Here is a 20,591-nt window from a genome sequence, read left to right on the forward strand (position 1 = left end):
CTTTTGCAGCGCTGCCTTATCACACACGCCGCAGTTTTACCTTTGATCGTGGTTTTGAGTTTACGGGGTTCCGGGCTTTGTAAGATGGAATGGGGTCTAAAAGCTGGCTTTCCGATGCCAACTCATCTTGGCAGAAAGACGCGATTGAGAACATCAACAAGCGCATACGACGGTATTTACCCAGCAACACGGATCTGACCCAGGTCAGCCAGACGCAGTTGACCGCCCTCGCCCACAATCTCAATGCAACGCGGCGCAAGTGTTTTGGATTTAAGACACCAGCCGAGGTCTTTGCTACACTTTTGCAGGAAGTAGCATAATCAGATGTCCCCACCACCGGCATGATGCAATTGGAGTAGCTTTTTGAGGGATCATTAAAATATGACTAGCTATCTCTTGTTTTGACTTAGACTCTTAGCTAAAAGCCATCCCATTAATTCAGGCTGAGCTATTTCATTAGGCTCAAACTCAGGACGTCTTCCGTGCTCTCCATCAAGTCAATCTTTGTCGCCTCAGGTTTTGCTGCTGCCCTTGCTTGTCAGATCAATCCAACTTTTGCGGCACCAACCAACTACCCGTTAACGCTTGAAAACTGTGGAGCTAAGGTGACATTTGCCAAAGCACCAGAACGCGCTATCGGGCTTGGTCAGAACAGCGCGGAAATTCTGTTACTGCTCGGACTTGAGAACAAAATGGCCGGAACAGCTTTTTGGCCAAGCAAGGTACTGCCAGAGCTCGAAACGGCAAATGCAAAAGTGAAACTCCTCACTGTTGAGTTTCCCACATTTGAATCAATTCTCGCTGAAAACCCCGACTTTGTCGCCGCAGCATTACCGACCCTCGTTGGACCAAGCAGTAAGGTCGCCAAGCGCGAAGATTTCGATAAAGTCGGTGTTCCTACCTATCTTTCCCCAAGCACTTGCCTCAGCACAGAGCAGGTTAAAGATGAGTATGGCAGCCGCGACAAACTTTGGAATATGGACCTACTCTATAAAGAGATCGATGAACTATCGCAGATTTTTGACGTCGCAGATCGTGGACAAGCACTCATTGCCGATTTTAAGGCGCGTGAATCAAAACTCCGTTCGAGCGTTACGACAAGCGATAAGAAACTTTCATATGTTTTTTGGTTCTCTAGCCAGTCACCATCGGCAGATGCTTATCTTGGCGGCGGAAACGGTGCTTCAAGTTTCATTGCTGACGTACTTGGCGGTGAAAATGCTATCAAGGCAGAGGCTGAATGGCCGACGCTTGGCTGGGAAAGCATTATTGCTGCAAATCCCGACGTTATCGTCGTTGCCAATCTTGATCGCAACCGTTGGGAGCTCGACAAGCCTGAAGCCAAGATTCAGTTCTTAAACAGCGATCCAGCTGCCAGCCAAATGCCTGCCGTCAAAAATAAAGCCATTGTGGTTATGGACGGACAGGCGATGAACCCGACTATCCGAACGATTTATGGTGCGGAACAAGTTGCTGAGCAGTTGAAAGCGCTCGGTATTTTCAAGTGAAAATGACTGGTCATGCGTTGAGGCATTTCGGCAGTCTCTGCTTTCTGCTGCTGGCATCAATTCTAGCGATAGGATTTGTTGTGTGCATCAGTGTTGGGATCGGTGATTTACCGATCCCGCTTTCAACGACTTATTGGGCGATTACAAATCGGCTTGGATGGACGGCAGTTGAATTAAACCGCATCCATGAAACGGTTATTTGGGACTATCGTTTGAGCCGTGCTTTAGTTGCCGCTTTTTGTGGCGCAGGATTGGCTCTTTGCGGTGCGATCATGCAATCCTTGTTACGCAACCCATTGGCTGAACCCTACGTTCTGGGCATATCGGCAGGCGCATCGACTGGCGCAGTCGCCGTTGTCATTATAGGCATTGGAGCAGGAGCAGTTTCACTTTCCGCCGGTGCATTTGTCGGGGCATTTTCAGCTTTTCTGTTTGTCGCCTTACTATCAAACGGAACCCGTGGCGGTGCAGATCGCACAATCCTGGCAGGTGTTGCAGCGTCACAATTATTTAATGCGGCAACAGCATATATCGTCACCACGTCGGGTAATGCTCAGCAAGCACGCGATGTCATGTTTTGGCTTCTAGGTAGCTTTGGTGGCGTCCGTTGGCCGGAGTTTACTCTGGTTTCAATTATCGTCGGGCTGGGTCTGATCGCCTGTTTGTTATACGCGCGCGTATTGGATGCATTTGCATTTGGTGATGAGGCTGCTTCGTCATTGGGTGTCAATGTCGGACGCGCGCGTATTGCGCTCTTTGCTTTAACGGCAGTTATGACCGCAACGATCGTCAGCATGGTCGGCTCTATAGGCTTTGTAGGGCTTGTCGTTCCACATGCAGCGCGATTTATTGTCGGCCCACTTCATATCAAACTACTACCTGCCTGTGCGATTATAGGTGCCATATTTATGGTTTTGGCGGATATTGCTTCCAGAGCGCTTATACCTCAGCAGGTATTGCCTATTGGCGTTGTTACTGCCCTGGTGGGTGTACCGTTTTTTTCGATCATTCTCTATCGGTTTCAGCGCGCATCATGACAATTAAGGTCGATAATCTTATTTGGAAGATAGGAAAGAAGACCATTTTAGATGGGGTTTCTTTTCAAGCGAAGCAGGGGAAAATGCTTGGGCTTTTAGGGCCAAACGGATCTGGCAAAACATCGCTGTTGCGCCTGATTGCTGGTTTAAAGCAACCCAATTCTGGCAAGATTTTCCTTGATAAGAAAGATATCAGCAAGATAGCGAGGCGTACAATCGCACAACGCGTTGCATTTGTAGAACAGCACGCCACGACAAATGCCAATCTCAAAGTAAATGATGTCGTGAAGCTGGGGCGCTTCCCCCATCGGTCGATGTTTTCTGGTTGGAACATCTCCGACGAAGCGGCTGTTGACGAGGCAATCGAACGTACAGGAATGACAGCGAAGCGTCATGAGCGTTGGCAAAGTCTTTCAGGTGGCGAGAAGCAGCGCGCACATATTGCTCGAGCGTTGGCCCAAGCACCAAAGGAACTCATTCTGGATGAGCCAACAAATCATCTTGATATTCAACACCAGATGGGACTTTTACGACTGATCTCTGGCTTATCCATAACAAGCATTATCGCGCTGCATGACCTCAATCACGCATCCATGTTTTGTGATGAGCTTATCATTATGCAAAGTGGCGCAATCGTTGCTTCAGGCACACCGCAGGCTGTCATCACGCAACAGCTTCTTAAAGACGTATTCTCCGTAGACGCTCGGATCGAACACTCGCCCTACAGCAATCGTCCCCATATTCATTATCTACGATAAACAATATTCGGGATGCCCGCAGAGTTGCGTATGCAGGCATCCCGAAATGTAGAATTAGTTCAGCTCAGTATGAGTCTTTTCGGCCAGACCTTTTGTTTTCGCAAGTGATATCACGATACCTGCTCCAAGGATCGCAAATGTAATACCGAGCGACCATGACGGTGGAAATTTTTCCCAACCCATCAAATCGGCAATAAACATTTTAGAACCAATGAAGATCAGCAAGATCGATAGCGCATATTTTAAATATGCGAAGCGATGCAAAATCGCCGACAGCGCGAAAAACAAAGCTCTGAGGCCAAGAATTGCAAAAATGTTCGATGTGTAGACGATGAACGGATCAGTTGTAATCGTAAATACTGCCGGAACCGAATCTACAGCAAAGATCAAGTCTGCAACTTCGATCATGATCAGTGCCAAAAACAGTGGCGTAGCAAACCGAACTGTCTTGCCCGTAGCACTATCTTTCAATCGCACGAAAAATGCATTGCCGTGCAACTCGTCCGTAATACGCATGCGCTTGCGTGCAAAACGGAGCAACGGATTGCGGCTCATATCTGGCTCAGAATCTTCGCCTGAAAAAAGCATCTTTATGCCCGTAACGATAAGGAAGACGGCAAAGATGTAGAGTACCCAATGGTAATTGGCGACAATGGTAGCGCCAAGGCCAATCATAATACCGCGCAATACAATGACACCAAGAATACCCCAGAAGAGAACACGGTGCTGATACTTGCGAGGGATGGCAAAGAAGCTGAAAATCAAAGCGATGACAAAAATATTGTCCAGAGCCAGCGTTTTTTCGACCACAAATGCCGTTAGATATTGTGCTGTCGCTTCGCCGCTCATCTGCCACCAGACAAAGCCGGAAAAGGCCAGTCCGAGTGTGATATAAAACGCCGACATTTTCAGGCTTTCGCCGATTTCGATCTCGTGATCTTCCTTATTAAAGACTCCCAGATCAAGCACCAGCAACGCCAGAACGATTCCAATGAACACCAGCCACATCCAGACAGGTGTTCCCATAAAAAGTGATGTAAAGAGTTCCATTTCGACCTCTGTTCAAATCTAACAAGGTCGGCTGGTGATTACCGGGCTGACCTCGAGCTTGCTCGACGTGTCCGACATCACGGTTTGAAAAACCGCCAGAGGGGCCCGGTACACTTTCCTTCAATTGGGAAATGCATTTTTCTTTTCAAGAGGCGATGAAAACTTTTCTAACTTGAATTCGTTATCGACAAAGGAGCGAGGCTTGAGCTTGCGATGGCATCTCTTAAAGAGCTATACAAAAGGAAATCATACGTCGGACCACGACGAAGATTTCGAATAAACACGTTCATTTCTCAGGTGCCAAGATGGATATTCGTCAAATCGATGACAATTACTCAGTGACCGGACAAATCTCGCCCGATGACGTGCGCGATATAGCGGCTGAAGGCTTTCAGACGATCATCTGTAATCGTCCAGATGGCGAGGAAGGACCGGACCAACCAACTTTTGAAGAAGTCGCAAAAGTAGCCGAAAAGGCTGGTATCAAGACCTATTATATACCGGTCATTGGCGGACAGTTAACTCAGCAAAACGTTGATGAAATGGCCTCGGCACTTGCCGAAGCCGAGGGCCCAATTCTGGGCTACTGTCGTTCAGGCACGCGCTCTACGAACATTTACGGAATCGTGCAGAACCAAAAGCGCGGATAAAAAACGAGCGCAAGCTATTCGGACGGTGTTGCCGCAAAGGCATTTGAGAAGTCTTTGCAAACATCGCGATTACCGTCCAGAAGTACGCGGGCCCGAAAAGCGCGCGTTCGAGAACTTGGTCCGGCGAACATTATGCGCCGAATACTGGCGATAATAGCTCATGCCAGTGCGGGCTGCTGTTGCGATCACGCCACCAGCGATCATCGTCCAGCCAATAATCTGCGGCCAGTTGAAGCTTTCAATACCTGTGCTCAGCGCTACGATAACAACACCAGCCCACAGAACAGCAGCCGTACGGCGCCAGAATACCGGGTTGAGTTCGTCAAAGACAGCCTTCCACAGCGAAAGCACGAGACAAGCAAAGAAAACGGCTGCGGCCAAACCAATGTTCAGCAACTCGACTGGGAGCCATTGTTGCGTGTTGAGCATAGATTCCATTATTCCATTCCTTCCGCGAACCTGATGGTGACCTTCGTGGCCGTTTGCATGTCAGCTTGCGCGGTCTTGTTTCAATTGTGACCATTGAGCTTTCGCATTGTGGTAGAAGCATGGAATTGGGCCTATAATACAGTCACATATTATTGCGTTCACGCGAAATATCGTGTTGAAATCATTCAGTAATCTGCGCTCAGCGACAGATCTTAGACTCCTCAAAGCCCTTGATAGATCAGCATTTTTTGGATTTTCCGCACATTCGGCAATCATGCCGCGCATCATGTTAAAGTCGCGAACCATAACGACATTGTAACAATTTGATATTGCAGAACTTATGCAATCACCTGCGAGAGTTATTTAAATGACGACCAACCCGCGAAAGGAGAATAACCGGCAAAATGCCAACTGCTACAATTGCCAATGCTGCGACGGACGCCTCTTCATAGGTTCCGCGCGCGGCCTCGCCATAAAGATGCGTAGCAAAGGTCTCAATATTGAGTGGGCGCAGTAGAAGAGTTGCTGGTAACTCTTTTACGCAATCAACGAAAACGAGCAGACCAGCTGCAACAATAGCCGTTTTGGATAGCGGCAGATGCACCTGACAGAAAGTTGCTGTCACCCCTCGCCCAAGTGTGCGTGACGCATGATCAAGCGATTGTGGAATACGCTCCAGTCCCGCATCAATGCCACCCGCTGATATAGCCAAAAAGCGGGCGACATAGGCATAAATGATCGCCGCTCCCGAACCAATCATCAGCAAGCCCGTGGATATACCGAAAAGAGTGTTAAAAAGCTCTCCGAAGAAACGATCAGCGGCGCCTGAAACAATCATAATACCAATAGCAATTACGGTTCCAGGCGCTGCGTACCCCATGGTCGAAAAACGATAGAACCAACGTGAAGCCGCACCCGGAAAAAGCCGCATCGCATAGGCAACCATCATGCCAAACAACAACACCAGAATGGTGGCGACGGAAGCCAGCATTACGGTGTTGAACGCTTCCCCGGCAAGTCGCGGAGATATGCCCGCAAAACGCATTCGCTTAACGGCCTCGATGACCAGATAAGTCGCAGGCAAGATAAAGCCGATCATGATTGGAGTAAGGCAGGCGATGAACAGCCATATGCCTTTTAAACCACCGACCTTCAGCGGTTCGAAACCGCGTGAATGACGAATATTGGACGAGAAGCGTTGTTTGCGCCTTGCCCATCGCTCAATTGAAACGAGTGCTACAACAAGCAATAAAAGTGCCAGAGCAAGCTGTGCGGCTCCCGGCAAGTCGAAACGCGTGACCCATGTCGTGTAAATCGAAACAGTCAGCGTTCGAACACCGAGAAATTCGGCAGCGCCGACATCGTTGAGTGTTTCCATCAGCGCGAGACTGACGCCAATAGCCACCGCAGGCCTTGCGAGTGGCAGTGCAACGCGCCAGAATATGCTGCGTCGGCTGACGCCCAATGTGCGCGCAGCTTCAATCAGGCTTGCTGACTGCGTGAGAAACATTGCACGCGTTGGAATATAGACATAGGGATAAAGCACAAAGCCGAGCAGAACGATGCAGCCCGTCATCGATCTTATATCAGGCAAGCGGAACTGGCGCGGTGTTTCATAACCCAGCATGAAACGGATTGCGCTTTGAAACGGCCCAATTGGATGCAAAATATCAAGATAGGCATAGGCGACTATATAGGTCGGCACTGCTAAAGGCAGCAAAAGCGCCCATTCCAGCACACCGCGCCCGCGAAAATCATAGGCTGTCACCAGCCATGCTGCAGACGTACCGACAAATGCAGTTATAAGCCCGACGCCGGTCAGAAGAATGATCGTATCAGTAAAAGCTGATGCGAAAATCGTTGAAAAAAGATGGCTCCACAGGCCAGATGAGCCGCGAAACGCTTCGATAACCAGTGCCAGAACTGGCAAGCAGACGAGCAGCGCGATTAATGCTGAAAGCCACAACCAGCCTCCCCCCGAACGGCTACGGTAAGGCAGGGATGATGATGCGACTTGCACAGGTTCCGGCACTCTGGTCGACCTTCATATTAAAACGCCGGCGCAATGGTTTTGCACCGGCATCATTTTTCCTCGAATATTCAGCTTTTAGTTATCAAAGCCGACTTTGTCGACCAGTTCGCTGGCCTGCTTGCGATGCTTGACGATTTCCGAAAGCGGCACCGTGTCAATCTTAAGTTCGCCGAAGGATTCGACGATAGGATCAACAGAAACGCCTGCCTTTACCGGGTATTCGTAGTTCGCCTGAGCGTATAGCTTCTGTGCGTCATCCGAAGCAAGATATTCAAGAAGCTTCACGGCTTCTTCCTTGTTCGGCGCGTTCTTGGCAACAGCAGCACCGCTGATATTTACCTGCGTGCCCCCATTCGCAAAGGTCGGCAGGATAACTTTGATTCCGTCGCCCCATGTCTTTTGTTCGTCACCACTTTTGCCAGAACGCATCAGACCAACGTAGTAGGAGTTGGCAACGGCAATATCGCAGATACCGCCGACAATATCCTTGGCGCCATCACGATCACCACCGGCAGCTTTACGGGCCAGATTGGCTTTCAGGCCAGTGAGCCATTCTTCGGTTTTTTCTGCACCATTATGCGCAATGTAATCCGCGATCAGTGCCGTGTTGTAAGGATGCTGACCAGCGCGAATGCAGATCTTGCCCTTCCACTTAGGATCAGCCAATTCTTCATAGGTGATCTTGTCGAGCTCCAAATCCTTATCGGCGTAAATTACGCGTGCGCGCATCGACAGGCCGAACCAGTTGCCATCGGCATCGCGGAGTTGCTCAGGAATTGCGTCCTTGAGAGCCTGCGAATCGACTTTTTGGGTCAATCCTTTGTCGACGAGATCAACCAGATTGCCAGCATCAACGGTCATCAGAATATCGGCAGGAGACTTATCGCCCTCAGACGCTACACGTTCAGCGAGACCATCCTTTAGGAAAACCGTGTTGACGGTCGTGCCCGTCTTTTCCTTATAGGCATCGAGCAAAGGCTGGATAAGGCCTGGCTCACGGGTTGTGTAGATATTCACCTCATTTGCATTTGCAGCACCTGAGAGAAAAGTCGCAGCCATGAGTGCAAGTCCAGCACGCGCGATCTTGGGCATTTTACCTCCGAAATATGGTTCATTTGGAACTATATGGTATGCAATCGGACTATATGAACTCGATTTTGCAGGGTCAATTGCACGGGCGAATAAATATGACTTATTTACTCACTTTTTCTAAAAATTAGTGCTTTACTCCAATCAACACCGAGGAAAACAGATGACGCTTCCACAGCTACATGCTGGTCTGTGCGAACGCGCAAAGACTCTTCGATACCATTTAAGCGGATCAAGATTTCTTCCGTTTCACCAAGGTAGATTCGCGTCTCGATTTGTCCACTCAAACCACTGGCTTGGTCGTCCGGCAAAATTTTAATATCGCGCGGTCGGATATAAACGAGAACTTCACCGACACTATTAAGATGGCCTGGCACATCAAAAGAACCCAATTGGGTTTCAATTGAATTATTACGAACAATTCCTTCCAGAGAATTGAAATCGCAAAAGAAATCGGCTGCATAGCGAGAGTTCGGGCGGTTATGGAGATCACGGGCGGAACCTTGCTGCACAATCTTGCCAGAGCGCATCAGAACAACGCGGTCGCCCGTTGAAAGCGCTTCTTCCGCTTCATGCGTAACGATAATAACCGGCGTGCCGAGTGCTCGCAACAGCGCCATCGTCTCGCCACGCACACGCGCGCGCAAGCCACGGTCCAAATTGGAGAATGGCTCATCCATCAACAGAAGATCAGGCTTTGGTGCCAGAGCCCGGATGAGCGCCACACGCTGCTGCTCGCCACCCGACAGCATATGCGGATAACGATCCGCCATAGAAGAGAGCCCGACCAGTTTCAGCAATTCTTCGACACGGGTGAGCGCTTGTTCCCTGCGCCCTTTGCGCAGACCAAACAGCACATTTTCACGCACGGTCAGATGTGGAAACAGCGCATAGTCCTGAAAAACCACACCGATGTTCCGCTTTTCCGGTTCAACGAAGATTGATGGGCCTACAAGCGTTCGTCCGCTCATCGTAAGCTCGCCTTCATCAGGTGCATCAATGCCAGCAATAATCCGCAACAGTGAAGTCTTGCCGCAACCTGAATGCCCGACCAGACAAATGATCTCACCGGACTGCACATCCAGCGATATGTTATCCAACGCGCGCACGGTTCCAAACTGCCGACCAATTCCCGAAAGGGTCAGTGCCAGAGCATTTTCATTATCAAGCTTCGTGTCCTGCAGAGTGCGTGCATCCATAGATGAGGCCGAGAGTCCTGTTATCAACAATCCGCATATAAATGCACTTGGACGACTTTGCCAATAAAACTCGACCAAATGCATCAAGCATTTGCCGAAACACGTTTTAAAACGCAATAGTTTGCTGCACTATCCAGTTGAAGCAGCTCGCAAATCGCGCAATGTTGCTCACATCAGAATTTGATATTCGCATTGCAGGAGTTTGATCATGGGGCCGATCACCGACAAAGTGGCAACCGCTGAGCGTTTGCCACAGGAAACGAAGGTCGCCATTATCGGCGGTGGTGTGATCGGGGTATCGACAGCACTTTTTCTGGCGGAGCGCGGTATTCCTGTTGCCCTTTTTGAAAAGGGTGAAATTGCAGGCGAGCAATCCAGTCGCAACTGGGGCTGGTGCCGCAGGACCGGGCGCGACAGCCGTGAAATGCCGTTGATTGTCGAAAGTATGCGTCTCTGGGACGGCATGAATGAACGTGTGGGGCGCGAAACCGGATTTCGTGTTACCGGCATTGCCTACACTGCCGAGAAGGAAGAGGAAGTCGAGCGCTACGCAGAGTGGATCAGGATTGCCAGCGAGCACGGTATCGAGACCCAACTGCTGAACGGACAACAGGCCGCAAGTCTCGCACCGGGACTGACGCGTCCACTCAAAGGTGGCATGATCACGCCGCTCGATGGTCGTGCAGAACCGCAAAAGGCGGTACCCGCTTTTGCCGCCAAGGCGCAGGAGCTAGGCGCCGTGATTCTGCAAAATTGCGCCGTGCGCGGGATCGAAACCACCAATGGACGTGTGTCAGCCGTCCTGACTGAAAAAGGCCGCGTGGCTTGCGAAGCGATTGTTGTTGCTGGCGGTGCCTGGTCACGACTGATTATATCGTCGTTTGATGCCCATCTGCCGCAACTCAAAGTGCGCTCGTCTGTCTTCCGCACCTCGCCCATCGAGAGTGGCGTTGAACCCGCAATCGCCTTTTCAGACTTCGCGCTGCGCAAGCGACTTGATGGTGGTTATACGGTTGCGAGCCTTGGCGGCTCTATTGCCGACATTGTGCCTGACAGTTTCCGCTTCTTCCGCGACTTCATTCCGTCGCTGTCAACCGAATGGAAATCTCTGCGTTTCCGTATCGGCGAACGCTTTTTTGAAGAAGCTTTCCAGTGGAAACTCCGTCCGGCAGATCAGATCTCAGTGTTTGAAAAAATTCGAACACTCGATCCAGAACCGCACCGGGCAGCGAATGCAGCAGTGCTGAACAAACTGAAAGCTGCCATCCCATCTTTTGCATCCGCAACCATTGCACAGGAATGGGCAGGTCTGATTGATACGATGCCGGACGTCATTCCGGTTATCTCACCCCTGCCCGGCATTGACGGGTTGATTGTTGCCACCGGCTTTTCAGGCCATGGCTTTGGCATCGGCCCCGGTGCGGGACGATTGGTCGCCGATATGGTCAGCGGCGAAACGCCGGTTGTCGATCCCTCGCCGTTCCATCTCTCGCGCTTCTCGGACGGATCGAAAATCCGCATCGAGAACTGGGGGTAACGAGCCTCTCATTTAAATCTCGAAGCTGATCGCGCATTACGTCACGGCAAATTGTATCTTCAATTTTTTCATTGATGATAAAGCAAAGCAGATGTGATGACTTGCAATCACAGATAAACGCATAGAATTTTACAAAAACTCAGACCAATATTTCTGTGTCAAAAACGTCTGCGCGATCCTTGTGATTCCGTGTTCTGTGTTTCAGTTTAGGGCAATTAAATTCTCCGCTCTTTTAGCTCAAGCGGTGCTATACGTTCATTTTGTTTCGAAAAGAGCACATTCGAAATTGGAAAATTACGCAAAAGCCCTTTTAAGCTTGCGGTTTCGTGTTTTGTGGCACTAAGAAGGCAGTATCTCGGGCTTTCCCCCACAATTTCAGCCCACAAATATGGATAAGAAACAATGACTGTAGCTCAAGCAGTTGTTCCGAAGAAAAATTCTGCGCGCCGCGTTCTGGCCGCGAGTATGATCGGCACAACAATCGAATTCTTCGACTTTTATATTTATGCTACCGCCGCGGTAATCGTTTTCCCGCACCTTTTCTTCCCGGCAAGTGACGGTAACTCGGCGCTGCTCCAGTCTTTAGCAACTTTCGCTATCGCATTCTTCGCACGCCCGATTGGTGGCGCGTTGTTTGGCCACTTCGGCGATAAGGTCGGCCGCAAGGCAACGCTCGTTGCAGCACTGATGACCATGGGTATTTCCACAGTCGCAATCGGTTTCCTGCCAACCTATGAATCCATTGGCGTATGGGCAGCTCTCCTGCTCGCACTCTGCCGTCTGGGTCAGGGTCTTGGCCTTGGTGGCGAATGGGGCGGTGCAGTTTTGCTCGCAACCGAAAACGCGCCGGAAGGCAAGCGTACCTGGTACGGCATGTTCCCGCAGCTCGGTGCGCCTGTTGGCTTCATCCTTGCAACGGGTATCTTCCTGGTCTTAGCTGAACTCCTGACCGAAGAACAGTTCATGTCGTTCGGCTGGCGTATTCCTTTCATCGCGAGTGCCCTGCTGGTTGGCGTCGGCCTCTTCATTCGCTTGAAGATTGCTGAAACACCAGAATTCCAGAAGGCTATCGACAAGGCTGAACGCGTTGAAGTTCCGGTTGCCACACTTTTCAAGAAGTACAAGACGAGCCTCTTTCTGGGCACTATCGGCGCTGTAGCAACCTTCGTTCTGTTCTATCTCATGACCGTATTTTCACTCGGATGGGGTACACGTGCGTTGGGTTATAGCCGCGAAGAGTTCCTTATCCTGCAGATGGTCGGCGTGATCTTCTTCGGCCTCACCATTCCGGTTGCAGCCCTGCTTTCCGACAAATACGGTATGCGCCCAGTGATGATCGTCGTCACAATTCTGATCGGTCTCTACGGCTTCATCATGGCTCCGCTCTTCCTCAGCGGGACAGCAGGCGTCCTTGCATTTCTCATCATTGGCTTCGGCCTGATGGGGCTGACCTATGGTCCGATTGGTGCGGCTCTTGCTGAACCTTTCCCGACTTCGGTTCGCTATACTGGCGCTTCGCTGACGTTCAATCTGGCAGGCATTCTCGGCGCATCGGTCGCACCTTACATCGCAACATGGCTCGCAACGCATTATAGCTTCGCCTATGTTGGCTATTACATGACGGCTGCGGCTATCGTTTCGCTGATCGGCTTTGCATTCATCTCGTTCAAGCGTGGCGAATAAGACAAACTAAATACCGAACAAAAAAGCCCGCGTGGATCAATCCACGCGGGCTTTTCTTTTAACACTAAAAACTTATTCGCTGTCAGCAGCTTCCAGAGCGATCGCTACTGACTGAATGATCGACGCGAAGCGCGCAGCGGTCTGAATCACTTCGGTTGATACGCCTGCCTTGCGCAGTACATCTTCGTGCGCGTCGATGCACATGCCGCAGCCGTTGATTGACGAAACGGCCAGCGACCACAACTCAAAATCAACCTTGTCGACGCCCGGATTGCCTATCACATTCATACGCAGTTTGGCTGGCATGGTGCGATAGTCCTTGTTCGTGGCTAGGTGCACGAAGCGATAATAAACATTGTTCATGCCCATAATGGAAGCAGCAGATTTTGCAGCTTGCACCACCGCAGCATCGACCTTACTGGCCGCTTCAGCAACCAGCGCTTTGCGTAGATCGGCATTGCGTGAAGCAATACCACAGGCAACAAACAGGCCGTATTTCTGCTGTGGCGTGAGCGTTTCATCGCTCGCCATCGACGAAAGATTAAGACGAACATCCTTCGCGAAATCCGGGATTTTAGACTTCAGATCATCAATGGACATGGAACCCTCTTTGACTGTCAGTTCTGGATAAACAAAAGGCGGGCCTCAACCCGCCTCATATCAGATAATTTAAGCTGATTAGGCAGCCTTAAGCGTTTCGCCACCGACTTCGCGGTTGCATGGGCAAAGCTCATCTGTCTGCAAAGCATCGAGAACGCGCAGCGTGTCCTTCGGTGCACGGCCAACATTAAGGTTGGTCGCGTAAACGTGCTGGATCGTGTTGTCCGGATCAACAACAAAGGTGTAGCGATAGGCCACGCCATCTGGTGAACGGACGCCTAGGCCATCGACAAGAGAGCCGTTCGTGTCAGCAAACGACCAGATTGGCAGCTTGTCGAGATCCTTGTGATCGCGGCGCCATGCGAGCTTGACGAATTCATTGTCAGTCGAGCCGCCAAGAACAACTGCATCGCGGTCTTCGAAATCCGAAGCCAGACGTGCGAATTCTGCGATTTCCGTGGGGCAAACGAACGTGAAGTCCTTAGGGTAGAAGAAGATAACCTTCCACTTGCCGTCGAAGCTTGCTTCAGTAATTTCCTCAAAAGCCGAAACGCCGTTTTCTTCATGGAAGTTGAAGCCGGGCTTAACGCCGGTTACTTTGAAAGAAGGGAGCTTGTCACCGATACCGAGCATCTCATACCTGCCTGTAAATTCGTTGTTATGCAGGAAATTCAGAAGTTTCAGAATTCTCTGCTTGCGATTTATATATAAGCGCTCTAATTCAATCGGTCAAAGCGATTAAAACGATCAATTCCATCGATTTTAACGATGGGGATAACTACGTTAAAGCCTATGCTCAATATCAGTGTTCGCCAACTCCACTATTTTATCGCGCTTGTTAAAGCGGGCTCTTTTTCGCGGGCGGCGGAGACGGTGGGTGTCACGCAATCAACTCTCAGTGCTGCTATTCAAGCACTGGAAGCTGAAATTGGCGTAACGCTGATCGACCGTACCGGGCGGCGCATGCAACTGCTGCCGGCGGGAGAGGATTTTCTCAATCGTGCACAGGAAATCGTTGCCTCAATCGAAGAGCTACCAGAGCATGCACGTCAGGCAGAGCGTCCTTTGACAACACGTTTGCGGCTCGGCGTCATTCCGTCCATCGCACCGTTTCTTCTACCCAAGGTTCTGCCCGCGACTGCTGAGGCTTTTCCAGAACTGCAATTGAGCGTTCGCGAGGGCTTAACACGCACGCTGCTCGACAGTTTGCGCTCTGGATCTCTTGATGTAGCGCTTGTGGCCCACCCCTATGACCTTGATGACTTTGAAGTTGCGGAAATTGGTAAGGATCCGTTTTTTCTCGCAGTACGTCGTGATCATGCATTGGCCAATCGCGACCATATTGATGCCAGCGATCTCCAGAGTCAGCCCTTTTTGTTGCTCGAAAGCGGCCATTGTCTGCGTGAACACGTTATGGCTGCCATCGGTTCAAAGCCCACCCAAACGGGTGGAGATGTACATGCAACAAGCATCATGACACTGGTGCAGCTTGTGGAATTCGGAATGGGCGTAACACTTCTACCAGAAGTCGCAATCAAAGCAGGCGTTACCCGTGGCAGCGAACTCAGTATCGTTCCTTATGAAGGGCAAAACAATTATCGTTCACTCGCTTTAGTTTGGCGCGCCAAAACAGCGAGGCGCAATGAATACCAGCTGTTTGCAACGCATCTGCGCAATCATTGCATGAACAAATGAGTTAAAGCACATCCCGAAAAGTGGGAACCGCTTTTCGGACCAGGATGTGCGTCAAACAAATGCATAGAGCGCCGATCTGATAAAATCAGATCGAAACGCGCTCTAAAGAACGCCCCAGGCGCGGAAACGACCACGCCCGGTGATCTCCCGAAGATTAAGTTCAGTGATCAACTTGAGTGCTCCCTGTGGAGTGACATCAAGCTCCTTTTCCACCATTGGGCTAGAGACAAGCGGGCTGCGCATAATCATATCCACGAGTTGCGGCAGACGAGAATTAGAACGACGCCCCTTTAGTTTGCGCTGCATCTGCTCTCGCGCTAACATCAAACGGTCATGCTCTTTCATCACTGTCTCAACACCATCCTCAATGGCCGCAAAGAAGGTTTTGAGACGTACCAGACGGTTTGGCGAGCGGCGTTCATCAGGCCTTTTGGTTCGCAATCCGATGCTCAGTGCCGGCAAATGCGAAGAAGCTATTCCAGACTGACGCAGATAAGCGGCAGCAAGCAAACGCCCTACCCATGAGGAGCGCTGCACCACCTCAATATCAAACCACGCATCATACATGATTGCAGCACGCATTAATGAAGGCAAATAAGCAGACTTTTCAAAAATGTCGCGCCATTGCTGCAAACGCTCCTCCTCATTCCAGTCCTCATCATTTAACAACGGATCAATTTCGATGGGCTGAGGCTTGGGTTTCTCCTGAACAATGCCTTTCAAAAGTGCATCCGTTCGCGCAAGCAGCGCATCAATATCATCCAGAAGTGCGTCGGGTTCCCCCTCCTCCGGTTGATCATATTGCTTCACAGGTTCGACTTGAATGTCGACATTGCGACCAAGCAATTGCTGGATGCCTGAGCTACTCAATGCCCAGCCTGCTGCGCGTCCAGCAATTTGCCGACGAAGACGCAAAACGGAATGCGCAATGGTTAGCGCTTGGCTCGGCATACGCGTATCCATCACAGCATCATGCAAAATCAGATCTTCCAGATGGACAAGTTCCCCCTCAAGCCACATCGAGGCAACAGCGTCATGCATATGCATACGCTCTAACATTCCGTCGCGGATAGGTGATCCGGTAAGCCGCTCGTCGAGCCTGGTTAATGCAGCCGTGGCATTTGCCACAGGCACAAAAAACTCATCGAGCGGCAAGGTGTCAAATTCATAAGCCATACTCCGCATATCGCAACTGATTGCAGAAAAAGGCAAACGAAAATGAGCGGTTAAATGAGAACTTCCGCAACTTTCACAGCACGGCCTTCCTTGATTGAGAGAAGTGCCGCTTCCGCAAGCGCCAAAGCCTGCAAACCATCTTCTGCCGACGGTGAAGGCGCTTTGCCGCCATCAATCGCATCAATGAACGCGGCAATCTCAGCCGCATAAGCATCCGTATAGCGTGTCATGAAGAAATCGTGCAGAGGCGGACGGGTATAACCGTCTTTCGATGCAACTTCGATAGAAACCGGTCGCTGATTTTCAGCAGACACTGCGCCGTCCGACCCATGCACTTCGATGCGCTGGTCGTAACCATAGGAAGCCCGACGCGAATTGGAAATCACACACTGGCGACCAGATGCTGTGGTCAGGATCACGCTGGCGCTGTCAAAGTCGCCAAGTTCACCAATCTTAGGGTCGACGAGAACCGACGCCGAGGCCGATACGGTTGCAATTTCTTCGCCCAACAAAAAACGCGCCATGTCAAAATCATGGATCGTCATGTCGCGAAAGATGCCGCCCGAAACCTTGATATATTCTGCGGGCGGTGCGCCTGGATCGCGACTGGTGATGGAGACCATCTCAACCTTGCCAATCCGACCATCATCAATCGCCTTGCGAACAGCCACAAAATGTGGGTCAAAGCGGCGATTGAAGCCGAGCATCACCTTGCCGCTGGTTTCCTTGATGACAGCGAGACATGCACGCACGCGCTCAATATTGAGATCAATCGGCTTTTCGCAGAACACGGCTTTTCCTGCGCGCGAAAAACGCTCAATCAGATCGGCATGGGTGTTGGTTGGTGTGCAAATTAGCACCGCATCAACATCAGACGACTGTTCAATCTCGTCGATGGTGCGCACCTCCGCGCCAGCAGCATCAACAATGGCGCGTGCCGCGTCGTGATTGGCATCCGCCACCGCGATCAGCTTCGCACGCTTGTCGGAAGCAATTGCGCTCGCATGAACCTTACCAATACGGCCAGCACCGAGTAGAGCAAGACGTGTAACCATTGCCTTCATCCTCCCAAAACGGTCATCCTCGGTTGACCGATAAAACAGTTCGCTATTCCGTATTGCGCGATTCCCGACTATTCGGGAGAAACAAAGCGCAATGGAATATTTATTCTATTTTGCTAGATTATGATATATAGGATGTCAAGAGACCGTTTCTGAAAGGATGGCCATGGACACCGAACAAGCTGTTTCCTCACAAGCCGAAGCTTCCGCCAATGTGCCAGCGCCAACAAGTGTCAAAGAATTTGAGGCGAGACTGCTCGACGTCGCAGACCGATTGCCAAAACGCCTCAGACAATGCGCCGATTTTGTTGCAGCCAATCAGGACCGTATCGCTGTTTCGACGGTCGCGGAAATGGCCGAGGGTGCAGGCGTTCAAAGCTCAGCTTTCATGCGCTTTTGTCAGATAATGGGTTTTTCCGGCTTTTCGGAAATGCAGAAGATTTTCCGCGACTCCTATGCGGGCGGATGGCCCGACTATTCCACACGGCTTGAACATTTGCGTGAAACGGCCGCAGGAAGCGCACCAGCCCTTTTGGCAGAGTTTGCCGAGGCTGGCCGCACGTCACTTGAAAGTCTGCTGAAGACCATTGAGCCGGAGGCACTTGAGAAAGCCGTCGAGCTACTGGCAACGGCGGAAACCATCCACATCATCGGCGTTCGGCGTGCATTTCCGGTTGCGAGTTATCTGGCTTACGCGCTTGAAAAGATGCAGGTTCCTGCGATGCTCCACAGCACTGTCGGCAAATTAGAGAACCAGCACGCTATCCGTAAAGGCGATGTGCTTCTTGCCATTTCCTTTTCGCCATACTCGCCTGAAACCATTGCAATGGTGGAAAATGCGAGCGGCCGCGGTATCGATGTTGTTGCCATTACCGATACAATTGTTAGTCCAATGAGCAAATTCGCTCAGCAATCTCTACTGGTTTCGGAAGTGGACTTCGGTGCATTCCGTTCGCTTTCCGCCACACTTTGCCTCGCGATCACCCTCGCCGTTACTGTCGGAACAAAACGTCAGTCATAAAATGATAAAGCATTCCATTTTTCAGTTGAAATAGAATAATAAATCCATTTTAATCAAAAATAGAATGGCTGCTGCTCATCGTGAATCACAGACAGCTTTCCCAAGCTAAAAAAGACAAATGCGCCAAGGAAAAAATGGGATGAAGCAGCTCGATTTGATTACGATTGGTCGGTCTTCGGTAGATCTTTACGGTGCCCAGGTCGGCGGCCTTCTCGAAGACATGGCATCCTTCAACAAATATGTTGGCGGCTCTCCAACAAATATAGCAACCGGCACCGCAAGGCTCGGTCTCAAATCAGCTCTGATAACACGTGTGGGCGACGAGCATATGGGACGTTTTCTGTTGCGTGAACTTGCGCGTGAAGGGGTGGATACGCGTGGCATCGTCACAGATCCTGAACGCCTCACAGCGCTCGTCATTCTCGGTATTCGTGACCAGCAACAGTTCCCGTTGATATTCTATCGCGAAAACTGCGCTGACATGGCGCTGTGCGAAGATGACATAGATCCAGACTTTATTGTGCAAGCCGGATGTGTACTCGCTACTGGCACACATCTCTCGCATCCGCGCACCGAAGCAGCGGTCATCAAGGCGCTCAGGCTTGCGCGGGAAAATGGCAGCCGCACAGTGCTTGATATTGATTATCGCCCCAACCTGTGGGGGCTTTCCGGCCATGGCGATGGCGAAAATCGTTTCATCGAATCTGTAGCCGTAACCAAGAAATTGCAATCCACACTGCATCTCTTCGATCTCATTGTCGGAACAGAAGAAGAGTTTCATATCGCTGGCGGTTCAATCGATACGCTTGCGGCACTCAAAGCCGTCCGCAAAGTCACCAACGCAGCGCTGGTCTGCAAACGCGGACCGATGGGCGCAGTGGTCTTTGAAGGCGACATTCCTGACAATCTCGATATGGGCCAATCAGGACAAGGTTTTCCGATTGAAGTTTTCAATGTGCTTGGCGCGGGCGATGGCTTCATGTCCGGGCTTTTGCGTGGCTGGCTGAAGGGTGAAGATTGGCCGACTAGTCTGAAATTCGCCAATGCTTGTGGAGCCTTCGCAGTGTCACGCCATGGCTGCACCCCCGCTTATCCGAGTTGGGAAGAGCTGCAATATTTCTTGCAAAGTGGCATTCGCGACAAAGCCTTACGCAAGGATCAGGCGCTCGAACAGATACATTGGTCGACCAACCGCAATGGCGACTGGCCGCATATACGCGTTTTCGCTTTTGATCATCGTATTCAGCTGGAAGAAATGGCGCGGGAAGCTGGCGCAAGTGATGAGAAAATCGGACAATTCAAAGAATTATGCTTGAATGCTGCATTAAAGGTTTCAGGCGGTGAAAACGGCTACGGCATTCTTTGCGATAGTCGGCTTGGTCGTGATGCGCTTTATCGCGCTGCTGGCAGTGGCCTGTGGATTGGACGTCCGACAGAATGGCCCGGGTCTCGCCCACTTGAGCTTGAACCCGAACTAGGCCCCGATTGCGGTGGCCTTGTGGAGTGGCCGCTTGAGCATGTCGTCAAAGTCCTTTCCTTCTATCATCCCGATGACAGCGAAGACGTGAAAGCACAACAGGAAGCCACTGTAAAACGGCTTTTCACTGCGGCACGGCGTAACCGTCTGGAGTTCTTGCTCGAAGTTATCCCATCCAAAGTCGCACCTGTCGATGATATGAGCACGGCAAAAGTCGTTGAAAGGTTCTATGAGATCGGCGTTTATCCAGACTGGTGGAAACTAGAGCCTTTGACGACAGAAAAAGCATGGCAAAATACGTGCGATACCATCATGCGTCATGATCCGCACACGCGTGGTATTGTCGTGCTGGGCCTGGATGCTCCTGCAGAAGAACTTGAAGCAAGCCTTAAAGTTGCGGCGCACTTTGATCTTGTCAAAGGCTTCGCCATTGGTCGTACCATTTTAGGCGAAGTCGCCCGCCAGTGGCTTGCGGGTAAAGTGAACGATAAAGAAGCAATTGCCGAAATGGCAAAACGCTATCGCGGTTTCTGCGATCTGTGGGACAGGCTGCGGCAGAAATAAACGCATCCCAAGAACAGGTGGAGGC

At 50.9% G+C, this 20,591-nt stretch carries 19 protein-coding genes; 10 read left to right on the forward strand and 9 right to left on the reverse strand.

Annotated elements, in window-relative coordinates; translation table 11 throughout:
- Positions 1-89 precede the first annotated feature (89 nt).
- From U2P60_RS05450 to U2P60_RS05465, 4 genes are all read left to right on the forward strand, one after another.
- Positions 90-320, forward strand: coding sequence for a transposase (locus tag U2P60_RS05450; RefSeq protein WP_413571688.1), 231 nt, complete (start codon positions 90-92; stop codon positions 318-320).
- Positions 321-482: 162 nt separating this feature from the next.
- Positions 483-1,508 carry an ABC transporter substrate-binding protein gene (locus U2P60_RS05455; RefSeq protein ID WP_413571689.1) on the forward strand — a complete coding sequence of 342 codons (1,026 nt, stop codon included), beginning with the start codon at positions 483-485 and terminating at the stop codon, positions 1,506-1,508.
- A gap of 2 nt (positions 1,509-1,510) precedes the next feature.
- The gene (locus U2P60_RS05460; protein WP_313830073.1) at positions 1,511-2,545 is read left to right on the forward strand and encodes a FecCD family ABC transporter permease; all 1,035 of its coding nucleotides are present in this window, start codon (positions 1,511-1,513) and stop codon (positions 2,543-2,545) included.
- Entirely contained in the window at positions 2,542-3,303 is a 762-nt protein-coding gene (locus U2P60_RS05465) for an ABC transporter ATP-binding protein (protein ID WP_413571690.1), read from the forward strand. The genes U2P60_RS05460 and U2P60_RS05465 overlap by 4 nt, the downstream gene beginning before the upstream one ends.
- A 54-nt stretch (positions 3,304-3,357) precedes the next feature.
- On the opposite strand, the gene U2P60_RS05470 is transcribed toward U2P60_RS05465, so the two are convergent.
- A complete protein-coding gene (locus tag U2P60_RS05470) occupies positions 3,358-4,353 on the reverse strand; it encodes a TerC family protein (RefSeq protein WP_313829615.1) in 996 nt (331 codons plus the stop codon).
- 305 nt (positions 4,354-4,658) lie between these two features.
- Between U2P60_RS05470 and U2P60_RS05475 the strand changes: the two genes are divergently transcribed.
- Positions 4,659-5,003 carry a TIGR01244 family sulfur transferase gene (locus U2P60_RS05475; RefSeq protein WP_313829617.1) on the forward strand — a complete coding sequence of 115 codons (345 nt, stop codon included), beginning with the start codon at positions 4,659-4,661 and terminating at the stop codon, positions 5,001-5,003.
- A gap of 69 nt (positions 5,004-5,072) precedes the next feature.
- On the opposite strand, the gene U2P60_RS05480 is transcribed toward U2P60_RS05475, so the two are convergent.
- The 4 genes from U2P60_RS05480 to U2P60_RS05495 form a co-directional block, all read right to left on the reverse strand.
- Positions 5,073-5,441, reverse strand: coding sequence for a hypothetical protein (locus U2P60_RS05480; protein WP_413571692.1), 369 nt, complete (start codon positions 5,439-5,441; stop codon positions 5,073-5,075).
- 337 nt (positions 5,442-5,778) lie between these two features.
- Positions 5,779-7,464, reverse strand: coding sequence for an ABC transporter permease (locus tag U2P60_RS05485; protein WP_413571693.1), 1,686 nt, complete (start codon positions 7,462-7,464; stop codon positions 5,779-5,781).
- 75 nt (positions 7,465-7,539) lie between these two features.
- The gene (locus U2P60_RS05490) at positions 7,540-8,556 is read right to left on the reverse strand and encodes a Fe(3+) ABC transporter substrate-binding protein (protein ID WP_313829622.1); all 1,017 of its coding nucleotides are present in this window, start codon (positions 8,554-8,556) and stop codon (positions 7,540-7,542) included.
- Positions 8,557-8,660: 104 nt separating this feature from the next.
- On the reverse strand, positions 8,661-9,752 hold the full coding sequence (locus tag U2P60_RS05495) for an ABC transporter ATP-binding protein (protein WP_413571694.1): 1,092 nt from the start codon (positions 9,750-9,752) through the stop codon (positions 8,661-8,663).
- Between the two features lie 208 nt (positions 9,753-9,960).
- Here U2P60_RS05495 and U2P60_RS05500 point away from each other — a divergent pair, with 208 nt between their 5' ends.
- Both U2P60_RS05500 and U2P60_RS05505 read left to right on the forward strand, forming a co-directional pair.
- On the forward strand, positions 9,961-11,289 hold the full coding sequence (locus U2P60_RS05500; RefSeq protein WP_413571695.1) for an NAD(P)/FAD-dependent oxidoreductase: 1,329 nt from the start codon (positions 9,961-9,963) through the stop codon (positions 11,287-11,289).
- 402 nt (positions 11,290-11,691) lie between these two features.
- Entirely contained in the window at positions 11,692-12,972 is a 1,281-nt protein-coding gene (locus tag U2P60_RS05505) for an MFS transporter (RefSeq protein WP_413571697.1), read from the forward strand.
- Between the two features lie 72 nt (positions 12,973-13,044).
- Here U2P60_RS05505 and U2P60_RS05510 read toward each other — a convergent pair whose 3' ends face one another.
- Together U2P60_RS05510 and U2P60_RS05515 are read right to left on the reverse strand one after the other, a co-directional pair.
- Positions 13,045-13,572: a carboxymuconolactone decarboxylase family protein gene (locus U2P60_RS05510; protein ID WP_413571698.1), complete on the reverse strand. Its 528-nt coding sequence runs from the start codon at positions 13,570-13,572 to the stop codon at positions 13,045-13,047.
- Between the two features lie 78 nt (positions 13,573-13,650).
- On the reverse strand, positions 13,651-14,205 hold the full coding sequence (locus tag U2P60_RS05515; protein ID WP_313830074.1) for a peroxiredoxin: 555 nt from the start codon (positions 14,203-14,205) through the stop codon (positions 13,651-13,653).
- A gap of 159 nt (positions 14,206-14,364) precedes the next feature.
- Here U2P60_RS05515 and U2P60_RS05520 point away from each other — a divergent pair, with 159 nt between their 5' ends.
- Positions 14,365-15,267 carry a hydrogen peroxide-inducible genes activator gene (locus U2P60_RS05520; protein WP_413571699.1) on the forward strand — a complete coding sequence of 301 codons (903 nt, stop codon included), beginning with the start codon at positions 14,365-14,367 and terminating at the stop codon, positions 15,265-15,267.
- Between the two features lie 102 nt (positions 15,268-15,369).
- Here the strand turns inward: U2P60_RS05520 and U2P60_RS05525 are convergent, their stop codons facing one another.
- Positions 15,370-16,443 (reverse strand): RHE_PE00001 family protein, encoded by a 1,074-nt coding sequence (locus U2P60_RS05525; RefSeq protein WP_413571700.1) that lies wholly within the window; start codon positions 16,441-16,443, stop codon positions 15,370-15,372.
- A 50-nt stretch (positions 16,444-16,493) separates the two neighbouring features.
- Entirely contained in the window at positions 16,494-17,498 is a 1,005-nt protein-coding gene (iolG, locus tag U2P60_RS05530; protein WP_413571703.1) for an inositol 2-dehydrogenase, read from the reverse strand.
- A 172-nt stretch (positions 17,499-17,670) separates the two neighbouring features.
- Between iolG and U2P60_RS05535 the strand changes: the two genes are divergently transcribed.
- Together U2P60_RS05535 and U2P60_RS05540 are read left to right on the forward strand one after the other, a co-directional pair.
- Positions 17,671-18,525: a MurR/RpiR family transcriptional regulator gene (locus U2P60_RS05535; protein ID WP_413571704.1), complete on the forward strand. Its 855-nt coding sequence runs from the start codon at positions 17,671-17,673 to the stop codon at positions 18,523-18,525.
- A gap of 139 nt (positions 18,526-18,664) precedes the next feature.
- Positions 18,665-20,566 (forward strand): bifunctional 5-dehydro-2-deoxygluconokinase/5-dehydro-2-deoxyphosphogluconate aldolase, encoded by a 1,902-nt coding sequence (locus U2P60_RS05540; protein WP_413571705.1) that lies wholly within the window; start codon positions 18,665-18,667, stop codon positions 20,564-20,566.
- Positions 20,567-20,591: the final 25 nt, after the last annotated feature.

It is taken from the genome of Brucella sp. H1_1004, from assembly GCF_047308065.1.
In the GTDB taxonomy this organism is placed as follows: Bacteria; Pseudomonadota; Alphaproteobacteria; order Rhizobiales; family Rhizobiaceae; genus Brucella; species Brucella pseudogrignonensis_B.

Coding starts and splice junctions, on each gene's coding strand:
- U2P60_RS05495 (WP_413571694.1), bottom strand. CDS start 9,752: ATGGATGCACGCACTCTGCAGGACACGAAGCTTGATAATGAAAATGCT.
- U2P60_RS05505 (WP_413571697.1), top strand. CDS start 11,692: ATGACTGTAGCTCAAGCAGTTGTTCCGAAGAAAAATTCTGCGCGCCGC.
- U2P60_RS05535 (WP_413571704.1), top strand. CDS start 17,671: ATGGACACCGAACAAGCTGTTTCCTCACAAGCCGAAGCTTCCGCCAAT.
- U2P60_RS05540 (WP_413571705.1), top strand. CDS start 18,665: ATGAAGCAGCTCGATTTGATTACGATTGGTCGGTCTTCGGTAGATCTT.
- U2P60_RS05490 (WP_313829622.1), bottom strand. CDS start 8,556: ATGCCCAAGATCGCGCGTGCTGGACTTGCACTCATGGCTGCGACTTTT.
- U2P60_RS05475 (WP_313829617.1), top strand. CDS start 4,659: ATGGATATTCGTCAAATCGATGACAATTACTCAGTGACCGGACAAATC.
- U2P60_RS05460 (WP_313830073.1), top strand. CDS start 1,511: ATGACTGGTCATGCGTTGAGGCATTTCGGCAGTCTCTGCTTTCTGCTG.
- U2P60_RS05480 (WP_413571692.1), bottom strand. CDS start 5,441: ATGGAATCTATGCTCAACACGCAACAATGGCTCCCAGTCGAGTTGCTG.
- iolG (WP_413571703.1), bottom strand. CDS start 17,498: ATGGTTACACGTCTTGCTCTACTCGGTGCTGGCCGTATTGGTAAGGTT.
- U2P60_RS05515 (WP_313830074.1), bottom strand. CDS start 14,205: ATGCTCGGTATCGGTGACAAGCTCCCTTCTTTCAAAGTAACCGGCGTT.
- U2P60_RS05450 (WP_413571688.1), top strand. CDS start 90: ATGGGGTCTAAAAGCTGGCTTTCCGATGCCAACTCATCTTGGCAGAAA.
- U2P60_RS05520 (WP_413571699.1), top strand. CDS start 14,365: ATGCTCAATATCAGTGTTCGCCAACTCCACTATTTTATCGCGCTTGTT.
- U2P60_RS05525 (WP_413571700.1), bottom strand. CDS start 16,443: ATGGCTTATGAATTTGACACCTTGCCGCTCGATGAGTTTTTTGTGCCT.
- U2P60_RS05470 (WP_313829615.1), bottom strand. CDS start 4,353: ATGGAACTCTTTACATCACTTTTTATGGGAACACCTGTCTGGATGTGG.
- U2P60_RS05500 (WP_413571695.1), top strand. CDS start 9,961: ATGGGGCCGATCACCGACAAAGTGGCAACCGCTGAGCGTTTGCCACAG.
- U2P60_RS05510 (WP_413571698.1), bottom strand. CDS start 13,572: ATGTCCATTGATGATCTGAAGTCTAAAATCCCGGATTTCGCGAAGGAT.
- U2P60_RS05465 (WP_413571690.1), top strand. CDS start 2,542: ATGACAATTAAGGTCGATAATCTTATTTGGAAGATAGGAAAGAAGACC.